Annotated in this window: 12 protein-coding genes; 8 read left to right on the forward strand and 4 right to left on the reverse strand. The window is 71.4% G+C overall.

Translation table 11 applies throughout. The features are described from left to right. Positions 1 to 75 precede the first annotated feature (75 nt). Entirely contained in the window at positions 76 to 1,137 is a 1,062-nt protein-coding gene (locus ACRRSS_RS21290) for an iron-siderophore ABC transporter substrate-binding protein (RefSeq protein ID WP_435972709.1), read from the reverse strand. Positions 1,138 to 1,246: 109 nt separating this feature from the next. Further along, positions 1,247 to 2,632: a lysine N(6)-hydroxylase/L-ornithine N(5)-oxygenase family protein gene (locus ACRRSS_RS21295; RefSeq protein ID WP_435972710.1), complete on the reverse strand. Its 1,386-nt coding sequence runs from the start codon at positions 2,630 to 2,632 to the stop codon at positions 1,247 to 1,249. A 248-nt stretch (positions 2,633 to 2,880) separates the two neighbouring features. On the opposite strand from ACRRSS_RS21295, the gene ACRRSS_RS21300 reads away from it, so the two are divergent. Beyond that, positions 2,881 to 3,828, forward strand: a complete 948-nt coding sequence (locus tag ACRRSS_RS21300; RefSeq protein WP_435972711.1) for a methionyl-tRNA formyltransferase — start codon at positions 2,881 to 2,883, stop codon at positions 3,826 to 3,828. Positions 3,829 to 3,978: 150 nt separating this feature from the next. Beyond that, positions 3,979 to 4,743 carry a MarR family winged helix-turn-helix transcriptional regulator gene (locus ACRRSS_RS21305; protein ID WP_435972712.1) on the forward strand — a complete coding sequence of 255 codons (765 nt, stop codon included), beginning with the start codon at positions 3,979 to 3,981 and terminating at the stop codon, positions 4,741 to 4,743. A gap of 329 nt (positions 4,744 to 5,072) precedes the next feature. On the opposite strand, the gene ACRRSS_RS21310 is transcribed toward ACRRSS_RS21305, so the two are convergent. Next, complete coding sequence (locus ACRRSS_RS21310; RefSeq protein WP_435972713.1) at positions 5,073 to 5,654, reverse strand: GNAT family N-acetyltransferase; 582 nt, start codon at positions 5,652 to 5,654, stop codon at positions 5,073 to 5,075. 86 nt (positions 5,655 to 5,740) lie between these two features. Between ACRRSS_RS21310 and ACRRSS_RS21315 the strand changes: the two genes are divergently transcribed. The 4 genes from ACRRSS_RS21315 to ACRRSS_RS21330 all read left to right on the forward strand — a co-directional run bounded on the left by ACRRSS_RS21315 (position 5,741) and on the right by ACRRSS_RS21330 (position 9,399). Then, positions 5,741 to 6,082 (forward strand): hypothetical protein, encoded by a 342-nt coding sequence (locus tag ACRRSS_RS21315; protein WP_435972714.1) that lies wholly within the window; start codon positions 5,741 to 5,743, stop codon positions 6,080 to 6,082. A gap of 110 nt (positions 6,083 to 6,192) precedes the next feature. Beyond that, positions 6,193 to 7,245, forward strand: a complete 1,053-nt coding sequence (locus tag ACRRSS_RS21320) for an iron-siderophore ABC transporter substrate-binding protein (RefSeq protein WP_435972715.1) — start codon at positions 6,193 to 6,195, stop codon at positions 7,243 to 7,245. Between the two features lie 79 nt (positions 7,246 to 7,324). Then, entirely contained in the window at positions 7,325 to 8,293 is a 969-nt protein-coding gene (locus ACRRSS_RS21325; protein ID WP_435972716.1) for a FecCD family ABC transporter permease, read from the forward strand. Further along, positions 8,290 to 9,399: a FecCD family ABC transporter permease gene (locus ACRRSS_RS21330; RefSeq protein WP_435972717.1), complete on the forward strand. Its 1,110-nt coding sequence runs from the start codon at positions 8,290 to 8,292 to the stop codon at positions 9,397 to 9,399. The genes ACRRSS_RS21325 and ACRRSS_RS21330 overlap by 4 nt, the downstream gene beginning before the upstream one ends. Before the next feature lie 47 nt (positions 9,400 to 9,446). Here the strand turns inward: ACRRSS_RS21330 and ACRRSS_RS21335 are convergent, their stop codons facing one another. After that, positions 9,447 to 10,019, reverse strand: a complete 573-nt coding sequence (locus ACRRSS_RS21335; RefSeq protein WP_435972718.1) for a histidine phosphatase family protein — start codon at positions 10,017 to 10,019, stop codon at positions 9,447 to 9,449. 301 nt (positions 10,020 to 10,320) lie between these two features. Between ACRRSS_RS21335 and ACRRSS_RS21340 the strand changes: the two genes are divergently transcribed. Further along, on the forward strand, positions 10,321 to 10,548 hold the full coding sequence (locus ACRRSS_RS21340; protein ID WP_351900523.1) for a CbtB domain-containing protein: 228 nt from the start codon (positions 10,321 to 10,323) through the stop codon (positions 10,546 to 10,548). A gap of 14 nt (positions 10,549 to 10,562) precedes the next feature. Further along, on the forward strand, positions 10,563 to 11,360 hold the full coding sequence (locus ACRRSS_RS21345; protein WP_435972719.1) for a CbtA family protein: 798 nt from the start codon (positions 10,563 to 10,565) through the stop codon (positions 11,358 to 11,360). Positions 11,361 to 11,547: the final 187 nt, after the last annotated feature.

An 11,547-nucleotide genomic window follows, 5' to 3' on the forward strand; every position in this document is an offset into this window, starting at 1 on the left:
CGACGGCGTGGCGAGAGTTCCGCCACGCCGTCGGTCGGGTCAGCTGCCGACTGGTGGCACGTCAGCTGGTGTGCGTCACTTGACGGCCGCGAGGAGCGGCTCGATCTGGTCGATGGCGTACGGGATCGACAGAACGGTGTTGAAGGAGAACGCGGCGCCGATGTCCGGGTCCTGGTACGGCACGAACAGGTCGCGCTTCTCCTGGTTGACCTTCAGCTTCTTGTAGAGCGGCTCGGCCTTGATGCGGTCGTTGGCCTCGGTGCTGGAGGTGACCCAGACGAGCCGGTCGACGTCGAGGACGTCGAGCTTCTCCGCGCTGAGCTCGGCGACGTTGAAGCCCGGCTTGGCGAGGGTGTCGATCTCCGGCTTGAGCTTGAAGCCCAGCTCCTGGAAGAAGATCGACTTGGGGTCGGTCTTCGTGAACGCCGAGTACTTGCCGGCCTCGAAGCTGTCGGCGACGGCAAGTGTCCTGGTGGCCCACTCGGGGTGCTTCTCGCGGGCGGCCTTGAAGCGGGCGTCGATGTCCGCGATCAGCTTGGACGCCTCGGCGTCCTTGCCGAGCGACTTGCCGATCTGCTGGGTCATCAGCTGCCAGGGGGCACCGTAGTCCGGGTGGTCCTTGGGCTGGGCGACGACCTTGGTGAACTTGGAGAGCGTGTCGTACTGCTCCTTCTTCATCCCCGAGTACTGGGCGATGACGAGGTCGGGCTTGAGGGCCGCGATCTTCTCGATGTTGTACTCGTCGCGCTCACCGACGATCTGCGGGGTGTTCGAGCCCCACTTGTCCTTGGTCCAGGGCCACTTGCCGTACGGCTTCTCCTTGAACCAGTCGACCGATCCGGCCGGCTTGATGCCGAGCGCGAGCACCGCGTCCTGGTCGGAGAGGCCGAGGGTGACGACCGTCTTCGGCTCCTTGTCGATGGTCGTGGAGCCGTACTTGTGCTCGACCGTGACGGGGAACGCGGCCGGCTTGGCCCCTCCGTCAGCCGAGGCCGAGGAGGTGGCGGGCGACGGCGACTCGGACTTCTCGGCCCCACCGCCACAGGCGGAGAGGGCGAGGGCCGCCACCGCGAGAACGGCTACGCGGGGAGCGGATCTGGCGAACCGCGCCAGAGCGGGACGTGCACCAGCGGACACGGACGTTCCTTTCGGGGATTCACAGTGCTGCCACGCCCCCCGGGGCGCACGAGGGTGCCGCGCGGCGGGAGTGGCGATGTCGCGTGGGGGGGTGGGACGGGGGGTGACGCTAGCGCGCCGTGCCCACGCCGTCGATCACGGACCTGACCTCGTCGGCGGAGGCAGGGGCGGGGACGGAGACGGAGGCGTCGACCGGGGCCGGGGCTCGGTCGAGGACCGAGTCGAGGATCTCGCCGACCCTGATCGCGGTGTTGGAGAGCAGCGACGACGTGATGCCGTGGGTGTGCTCGGTGCCGCCCTGGAGGTAGATCCCGCAGCGGAGTTCGGGGTCGGTGGCGAGACGGTAGTCCCGCTCGACCCGGACCCGGCCCTGGGCGTCGCGGTGGCAGCGGTCGCCGACCGGGCCGAGCAGACCGAGGGGCTCGGCGGGGGTGTAGCCCGTGGCGTAGACGACGACGTCGGCTTCGAGGACGGACTCCTCACCGGTGACGAGGGAGGTGACGAGGGCGCGGACCTTGTCCGGGCCGTCCTCCACGCCCGTGAGCCGGGAGATGTTGATGAAGCGCAGCCGCTCGGTGCCGAGGACCTTCTCCTGGTACGCCTGCCGGTAGAGGTCGTCGATGAGGTCGATGTCCACCACGGAGTAGTTCGTGTTCCCGTGATAGTCCATCAGCTTGCGCTTGACGTCGTCCGGGGCCGTGAAGTACTCGTCGACGGCCTCGGGGTCGAAGATCCGGTTGGCGAAGGCGCTGTCGTCGGCGGGGCTGTACCCGTACCGGGAGAAGACGGCGCAGATCTCGGCCTCGGGGAAGCGGCGGTGCAGGTAGGCCACGTTCTCGGCGGCGCTCTGTCCGGCGCCGACGACGACGATCCGCTCGGGGTTCGTGCCCTCCAGGCTCTCGACCTTGCGGAGCAGGTCGGAGTTGTGCCAGACGCGGTCGCTGCGCTCGACGCCCTCCGGCATCTTCGGGCGGAGTCCCGTGCCGAGGACGAGGTTGCGGGCGCGGTGGACGACCAGCTCGTCTCCGGCGCGGGCGGTGACGTCGAGGTACTCGACGACGCCGTCACGCTCGACCGGCTCCACGGAGATGATCTCGTGGCCGTAGGAGACCATGTCGTCCACCTTGGACGCGGCCCACTCGAAGTAGTCGTGGAACTCGACGCGCAGGGGGAAGAGGTTCTTGTGGTTGACGAAGTCGATCAGCCGGCCCTTGCTCTGCAGGTAGCAGAGGAAGCTGTACTCGCTGGTCGGGTTGCGCAGCGTCACCAGGTCCTTGAGGAAGGACACCTGCATGGTCGCGTCGTCGATCAGCATGCCGCGGTGCCAGCCGAACTGCGGCTGGCGCTCGAAGAAGTGGGCGGTGACCGCTTCCTCTCTCCCCACGCGTGCGTTGTGCTCGCTGAGCGCTATCGCCATGGCCACATTGGACGGCCCGAAGCCGATGCCTATGAGGTCGTGGACCAGAGGTGCGTCACCAGGAGAACCCTGCGACATGTCACTCCCATTCGTGCGGGAAAGATGCTGGGGGGGGGGGAACGGGGGCGTCGAGCACGCCGGCGTCACCGGCAGCCCCACCTAACTTAGGTAAAGCTAACCTGATTAAGCGTGACTGTCGACGGGACGAATCGGGCAGGGGATGGAAGTCGGCCATGAAGAGCCGTACAAATCAAGCCAGTTGCACTGTTAGGTAAGCCTTGCTTTACTGACTGGTGGTCAATCGCTCTTCTGAGGAGGAACCCCATATGCGGGTCGTCATGTTCGGCTATCAGACCTGGGGCCACCGCACCCTCCAAGCGCTCCTGGACTCCGAACACGACGTGGTTCTGGTCGTGACGCACCCCAAGAGCGAGCACGCCTACGAGAAGATCTGGAGCGACTCGGTCGCCGATCTGGCGGAGGAGCACGGCGTTCCCGTCGTCATCCGCAACAGGCCTGACGACGAGGAGCTGTTGACGCGCCTCAAGGAGGCCGACCCGGACATCATCGTCGCCAACAACTGGCGCACGTGGATCCCGCCGCACATCTACAACCTGCCGCGCCACGGGACGCTCAACATCCACGACTCGCTGCTCCCCAAGTACGCGGGCTTCTCCCCCCTGATCTGGGCCCTCATCAACGGCGAGCCCGAAGTCGGCGTCACCGCCCACATGATGGACGAGGTGCTCGACGCCGGCGACATCGTCCAGCAGCGGGCCGTCACCGTCGGACCGAAGGACACCGCGACCGACCTCTTCCACAAGACGGTCGACCTCATCGCCCCCGTCACCATCGGCGCGCTCGACCAGATCGCCTCCGGTACGGCCGAGTTCACCCGGCAGGACCGCTCCCAGGCCAGCTTCTTCCACAAGCGCGCCGAGGAGGACATCCGCATCGACTGGAACTGGCCGGCCGACGTCCTGGAGCGCCTCGTCCGCGCCCAGTCCGCCCCGTACCCGAGCGCCTTCACCTTCCACAAGGGCAAGCGCCTCGAAATCCTCTCCGCCGTGGTCTCCGAGGGGCGTTACGGCGGCACGCCGGGCCGCGTCTTCTACCGCGAGGGCGACGGCGTCGTCATCGTCGCCGGGGCCGACGCGCGCACGGGCCGCAACCACGGTCTGGCCATCACCCGCGTCCGGACCGAGGACGGCCGCGAGCTGCCCGCGACCGAGTACTTCACCGCCATGGGCGGCTATCTCGTCGGGCGGCCCTGACCGCATGGACCCCGTGCACGTCGACGGGGGCCGCCGGGCACGCGTGAGCGGCGTGGCGGCCCCCCTGTCGGAGTCGGGTAGGTTGACCCAACCCAACGGTGAGGACAGGCGGTTGACGCCACTCGGCCGCGCGGACAGCGAGGAGCGGTGATGGAACAGCCGATCGTCAGCGGTGCCGCCTACGACGCGTCGGGCGCGACCTTCGCCGTCGTCGGCATCTCCACCATGCCGACCGACTGGGCGAAGGTCTTCAGCTCCCTCGCGAACACCGACCTGACACTCGGCACGGTGACGGTCACCACGGATGTCTCCGGCGTCGCCGGACGTGGAGAGGCCCTGCCGAGCGCCGTCGCCGAGACCGCCGCCGCCGCCGAAGCGGACCGGGAGGATCCCCCCGCCGCCGTCACGGCCCCGCCCTCCCTGGGCATGACGCCCCCCAGCGTGCTGGACCTCAACGCGTACCTCATGTACGCGCTGGGCAAGATCGCGCGCCGCCGCCTCACGGAGAAGCTGGAGGCCCGCGGCCTGCGTCTGTGGCACCTCACCGTGATGACGCTGCTCGCCGACCTCGGTCCGCAGATGAAGACGGCACTCGCCTCCCGGCTCGACATGAACGCCAGCGACCTGGTGAAGATCGTCAACGACCTCGCCCGCGTCGGGCAGGTGGACTGCGTTCGCGACCAGACGGACCGCCGCCGGGTGGTCGTACGGCTCACCGCGGAGGGCCGCGCGTACCTCGCCGGGCTCAGCGCGGAGATCGCGTCCACGGACGACGAGATCCTGGCCCCGCTCGACACGGCGGAACGCGAGCAACTCGCTTCCCTGCTGAGGCGGGTGCACCATCACCTCGAACGGCCCCCGGCCGGCGTACGCCGGCGCGGTGACGGTCCGCCGGCCCCTCGCGCCGGGTCCTGACCTCCACGCCGGGCGGCGCCCAGGAGCTCACCCCGTCCGTGGCGCTCCGGATCCCGGCGGGCACCCCGCGCGGCGCCCGGTTCCATCCCGAATCCCTGGTGCTCGCCGAACCGTTCGACACCGACGTCCACCGACTCCCCTACGAGGAGCCCACGGGGTCCGGAACGACGAGCCGACGCGGCGACTCCTGCCGGCCCGGACGCGTGGCGCGGGGACCGGGGCTCGCGGCCCGCGCCCGGGAACACCCCCACCCCGAGACCCCCGGCACCGAGTTCGGCGCCGGGGGTGCGCGCCGCGACGAACCGTGTCCACCCCGGCCTCACCCACGCTCAGGTCAGGGCGCGCACCAGGACCCGGGAGCCCCGCGCCGGGTCGAGGGAGGCGCGCCACGTCGGGGGCGCCTCCTCCTCGCCGCCCACGGTGAACCCGTGGCGCAGGAAGAGCAGCCCGCTGCCGGCGGTCGCGGTGAACACCCGGGACGCACCCTGGGCCACGGCCTCGGCGAGCACGGCCCGCAGCAGCGCGGAGCCGATGCCGCACCCCTGACTCCCCTCCGCCACGCAGAAGTTGTAGAGCACGGCGGCCGCTCCGCCGTGCGCGTCGTCCCGACGGCGCAGCGCGACACACCCCGCCAGTTCTCCGCTTTCTCCCTCGGCGACGAGGAAGTCCGCCGCGTCGCGGGCGTACCGGCTCGCCGGCCGGTCCCGGAGGGCTCCGTCCCGCACGAAGGGCGCGGACAGCCGGTGCACGGCGGCGGCGTCGGAGCGCCCGGCGGGGCGGACGACGGCGACGGGCTCCGACCGGAGGCCCGGGCGGGGCATGGCTGTGGTCAACGGCTTCTCACTCTCGTGGAGTTGGAGGGCGGCGGGGTCCACCGGGAGCCGCGCCGCCGCCTGACTCCACCACACCATAGAGAATGAGGTAAGCCTTACCTAACTCGCCGTGCCATTCGGAGCATTCGAATCACGTCACGCGTCGGACGGAAGACGACGCCTCGGTGGTCGACACGGCCGGACGGCAGGCGTTCGGACGCGAGCGGCTCACGCGGGAGGTCGCCGACGTGCTGTACGTCGACGCCTCGGAGGTCGAGCCGAACGAGAGCTCATCGAGCAGGGCCGTCGCCCCGCCGGGCACGGTGGCGCGCAGGAAGCTCCGCACCATCGCGGACGCGACCAGGGCGAGGAGGAGGCCCCGGAGCCTGGGCGGCGCGGGCGGGCGGGCGCGGCTCGACGAGGGGCCGGCCCCCGAGGCGGTGGGGCGGCTCCGCCTGGAGTTCTTCGATCTCACGGAAGGCCGTCGCACCGTAGGGCCCCTGGTGATCGAGGCAGAAGCGGAATAGGTTAGGCTCACCTAACAAGCACCGAGTTGGCCGCCGACCCGCGCACTTCCGTCCGTGGGGGCGTCCGTCGCGGCCACAGCGCACCCCCTGCCCGGAGACAAGGAACCACCATGCCTTCTGTGTTCACCCCCCTCAGCCGTCGCGTTCTCGTGGCGGGCGCCGCCACGGTCTCGCTCGGCCTGCTGGTGACCGGATGCGGCTCGGACGACAAGAAGGACGGCGCGGCGGGGTCGGCGGCCAAGGCCCCGGCGGGCGCCTTCCCCGTCACCATCAAGAGCGCCCTCGGCGACGCCGTCATCAAGGACAGGCCGAAGCGCGTGGTGACCCTCGGCCAGGGTTCCGCCGAGACCGCCATCGCCCTCGGCAACGTCCCGGTCGGCATCGAGGAGTACCCCTGGGGCAGCGACAAGACCGGCTACCTCCCCTGGATCCACGAGGCCGTGACGAAGTCCGGCGCCACGCTGCCCAAGCAGTTCAAGGGCGGCGAGGAACTCGACATCGAGGCCATCACCGAGCTCGAGCCCGACGTCATCCTCGCCCCCTGGTCCGGCCTGACGCAGAAGCAGTACGACATCCTCAAGGACATCGCGCCGACCGTCGCCTACCCCGAGAAGGCGTGGAGCACCAACTGGGACCAGCAGATCGAGATCGTCGCCAAGGCGCTCGGACAGCCGGAGAAGGCCAAGGAGCTGGAGTCGAAGATCGACAAGCAGCTCGCCGACGCGGCCGCCTCCCGCCCGAACTACAAGAACGTCACGTTCTCGTACATCTACAACACCGGCCCCGGCACCCTCGGCATCTTCAAGCCCGAGGAGCAGCGCGTCGCGATGGTCTCCAAGCTGGGCCTCAAGGTCGACCCGGTCGTGAACACCTTCAAGGAGACCGAGGGCACCGATTCGGCCCTGATCGGCCTGGAGAACGCCAACAAGCTCGCCAAGAGCGACATCGCGTTCACGTTCTACATGGACGAGAAGTCCCGCAAGACCGTCGAGGCCCAGCCCCTCTACGCGGCCATCCCCGCCGTGAAGAAGGACGCGCTCGTCTACAGCCACGACACGCCGTTCGTCACCGCCTCGTCGATGATCAACCCGCTCACGGTCCCGTACAGCATCGAGCGCTACCTGCCGATGATCGACAAGGCCGTCGCCAAGGCCGGGAAGTAGCAGCGGTCCCGAGGTGACCACACTCTCCAGCACCGGTCGAGGCCCCGCCGTGGTACGGCGGGGCCCTGCCCGGCATGTCATGGCCGCCGTCCTGTGTCTGGGCCTGCTCGCCCTCGCCCTGCTCGCCAGCGTGATGTTCGGCAGCAGGGCGACGTCCGCGGGTGACGTCCTGCGGGTCGTCACCGGCGGCGGCGACGCGTACCTCCGTACCGTCGTCGAGAGCCGCTACCCGCGCACCGCCCTCGGCGTGCTCGCCGGCCTCTGCCTCGCCGTCGCGGGCACGTTGATGCAGGGCATCACGCGCAATCCGCTCGCCGAGCCGGGGCTCCTCGGCATCAACGCGGGCGCCTCCGCGAGCATCGTCGCCGCCACCGCCTTCCTCGGTGCCTCCGGGCAGCGGGAGACCATCTGGTGGGCCCTCCTCGGTGCCCTCCTGACCGGTGTCGCCGTCCACGTCGTCGGAACCGCGGGCGGCGGGGGCGGACCGGTCCGTCTGGTGCTCGCCGGCGCGGTGCTCTCCGCGGTCCTCGCCGCGTTCATCCAGGCCGTCGCCCTGTCCGACCCGCGTGTCTTCGACACGTACCGCTACTGGGTGGTGGGCGCGCTCGGCGGGCGCGGCTTCGACGCCCTGTGGGCGGTCCTGCCGTTCGCCGGGGCCGGCTTCCTGCTGGCCCTGCTGCTGGCGCCGGGGCTCAACGCGATGGCGATGGGCGACGACAAGGCCGCCTCCCTCGGCATCAGTCCGGCCCGCGTCAAGGGGGCGGGTCTGCTCGCCGCGACCCTGTTGGCCGCCGCCGCGACGGCCGCCGTCGGGCCCATCGCCTTCGTCGGCCTCGCCGTCCCGCACGTGGTGCGGATCCTGGTGGGCGCGGACTTCCGGGCCCAGATCCTCCTCACCTCCCTCCTCGGGCCCGCGCTGCTGCTCTTCGCCGACGTCATCGGCCGGGTCGTGATGCGCCCGCAGGAGCTCATGGTCGGTGTCGTCACCGCCTTCGTCGGGGCCCCCGCCCTGCTCTTCGCCGTCCGTCGTATGAGGGGAGCGGCATGAAGACCGCCGACCCGGCCACCGCTCCGACCGCCACCGCGGGCAGCGCGGGGACGGCGGCCCGCGGGCCCCGCCCCGCAGGCCGCCGGATCCTGCGGATCGGCCCCTGGGTCGCCGTACCCGTCCGCGGCCGCTCCGTGATCGTCGCCGTGGTGAGCCTGCTGCTGCTCCTCGTCGCGGCTGTGGCCACCCTGTCGCTGGGACGGCTCGGCATCGACCTGCCCGATCTGCCGTCGGCCCTCGCCGGTGACGCCACGGGCAAGAACGCCTTCGTCCTCAACAGGCTGCGCGGCCCTCGGCTCGTGGTGGCCATCGCCACCGGCGCGGCCTTCGGACTGTCGGGGGCGCTGTTCCAGTCCGTCACCCGCAACCCGCTGGGCAGCCCCGACGTGATCGGGCTCGGCGCCGGAGCCGGAGCGGGAGCGGCCGCCGCCGCCCTGTTCCTGCCCGACGTCCTGCCGGTGGCCGTCGGCGCCCTGCTCGGCGCGGTCCTCGCGATGGCGGTCGTCTTCCTCTCCACGGGCACCGGGTTCCGCAGCCCGGGGCGGCTCGTGGTGGCCGGCATCGGCGTGGCCGCGATGGCGACGGCGCTGACCCAGTACGTGGTGTACGCCGTCGAGCGCGACAAGGCCAGCGCGCTGACCGCCTATGTCAACGGCAGCCTCTCCGCCCGGTCCTGGGAGGACGCGGCGACCATCTGGACGGTGCTGCTCGTCTCCGTGCCGTTCGCGGCGCTCCTCGCGCGGCCCCTGAGCGTCGGGGAGATGGGCGACGACCTCTCGACCGGTCTGGGCGCCCGCCCGGGCCGTACCGCGACCTGGGCGGTCGCGCTGTCGATCGTCCTGTCCGCGGGAGCCGTCAGCGTGGCCGGGCCCATCGCGTTCGTCTCCCTGACCGCGCCGCAGATCGCCAAGCGCGTCACCCGGAGCGGGGGCCCGCACCTGGTCATGTCCACCCTGCTCGGCGCCCTGCTCCTGGTCCTCGCCGACCTCGCCGCACAGCAGTCGCCGCTCTTCGACGACCTGCCGGTCGGTCTGTACACGATGGCCGTCGGAGGCGCGTACCTGGGCCATCTGCTGCTCCGTGAGTGGCGTCGCCCCGCCGCCTGACCCCGCCTGACGCGACGCCCCCCGCCCGGCCGGCGGGGGGCGTCGTGCTAGGCGGGCCCGAGCGGGTCGCCGAGGCGCAGGTTCCAGCGCCCGGCGCGGCCGCTGAGGTGGACGGCGGCGAGGGGGCGGACGTCGAGGCGCCAGGCCGTCTCGTCCGGCGCCCCGAGGGCGTGGACCGTCGCGGCGCGGATCACGTCCGGTTCGGCGACGACCGTGACGCGTCCGGAGCCGGACAGCGATCCGTCGAGCCACGCACCGACCCGTACGCGCAGCTCGCGCAGTGACTCCCCGCCGTGCGGGGCCGCTGCCGGGTCGGACAGCCAGGCACCGACCGCGGCCTCCTCGGCGGCGACGACGGACGCGAGGAGGCGTCCCCTCCAGCGCCCCATGGCGCAGCCGGCGAGCTCGGTCACGGGTTCCGCCCGCAGCCCGAGGGCCTCGGCGGTGCGGCGGCAGCGCGCGGACGGCGAGGCGTAGGCACGGGAGGACGGGTCGACGGCGGAGGCGAGGGACTCGGCGGCGGCGATCCCCGAGGGATCGAGCGGGCTGTCGTCGTCGAACCCGGTGTCGCGCAGCGCCCCGTTCGTCGCGGGGGAGATCAGCGTCAGCCGGACGGTCATCGGCTTCCTTCTCGGTCGGCGCCGGGGGCGGCGCCAAGGGTACCGCCGGACCGCGTCTCAGCCCGTGGGCGTACGGAGGTGATTCGTGCCTCACGCCCTTGGCGGCGGCGCGGGTGGGCGGTACGGTCGGGCGACATTTGAACAGCGTGACGACGGCGAGACGGAAGCCCGGTGTGAATCCGGCACGGTCGCGCCACTGTATGCCGTGGCACCCCCGAGGGTGGGTCACGGTGAGTCAGACCCGTGGACCGTCGTCCTGCACCACCGTCAGGGACGCGAGTTCCCCGTAGGAGGTTTCATCATGGCCGAGGCTGTCGTCTCCGCTGCCGCATCCGCCCCTTCCGTGGCCGTACCGGCTCCGCTGCCCGTACGGGCCGTTCTCCCCTGGGCCTTCTTCGTGGGGCTTCTCGCCCTGATCGCCCTGTACTTCGTGGGCGCCGAGCAGGGTGCCACGTCCCTGTTCGCGGGCTCCGACGTGCACGAGTGGGTGCACGACGGACGTCATCTGCTCGGCTTCCCCTGCCACTGAGAGGCGTGACGCACATGCACGCCTCGACTGTCAGATCCCTGCTGGTCCGCGGCATGTTCGCGGGCCTGATCGCCGGTCTCCTCGCCTTCGGCGTCGCCTACGTGTTCGGTGAGCCCTCCGTGAACGGCTCCATAGCCGTCGAGGAGGCGCGGGCCGCCGAGGAGGCGCACGCCGGGCACGGCGCCGCCGGCGCGGAGGCCGCGGAGGAGGAGGTGGTCAGCCGCCCCGTCCAGTCCACCTTCGGTCTGGCGACCGGTGTCCTCGTCTACGGCGTGGCGCTCGGCGGCATCGCCGCGCTCGCGTTCTCCTTCGCGCTCGGCCGCGTCGGCCGGTTCGGCCCTCGGGCGACCGCGGCGCTCACCGCGGCGGCGGCGTTCACCACCGTCTACCTGGTGCCGTTCCTGAAGTATCCGGCGACCCCGCCGGCGGTCGGCAACCCGGACACGATCGGGAAGCGCACCACGCTGTTCTTCCTGATGATCCTGCTCAGTGTGCTCCTCGGTCTCGCGGCGGTGGTCATCGGACGGCGGCTCGCTCCGCGCCTGGGCAACTGGAACGCGACGCTGGTCGCCGCCGCCGGTTTCCTCGTCGTGACGGGTCTCGCCTTCGCGCTGCTTCCGGCCAACGACGACGCCGTCCAGGTGGGCTTCCCCGCCGCGCTCCTCTGGGAGTTCAGGCTGGCCTCCCTGGGGGTCCAGGCCGTGCTGTGGGCGGTGTTCGGCGTGGTCTTCGGAGCCCTCGCGCAGAAGGCCCTGGCCGCCCGGGCGTCCGCCGACACCCCGGCCCCCGTCGGGGCTCCGGTCACCGGCTGATCACGCGACCCTTCCGGGCAGGACCGCCCCGCACGCCCCGGCGTGCGGGGCGGTTCCGTGTTTCCGGACGGCACCCCGCGCGCGCCGGTGCGTCCGGGCGCGCCCCGGCACGCGTTGTCGCAGGTCGAGGAGTCGGCGTCCCGATCTTCGAACATCCATTGTTCGGAGTCGAGTTGGAGTGTTAGCG

It is taken from the genome of Streptomyces sp. Qhu_M48 (assembly GCF_051305195.1).
Lineage (GTDB): Bacteria > Actinomycetota > Actinomycetes > Streptomycetales > Streptomycetaceae > Streptomyces.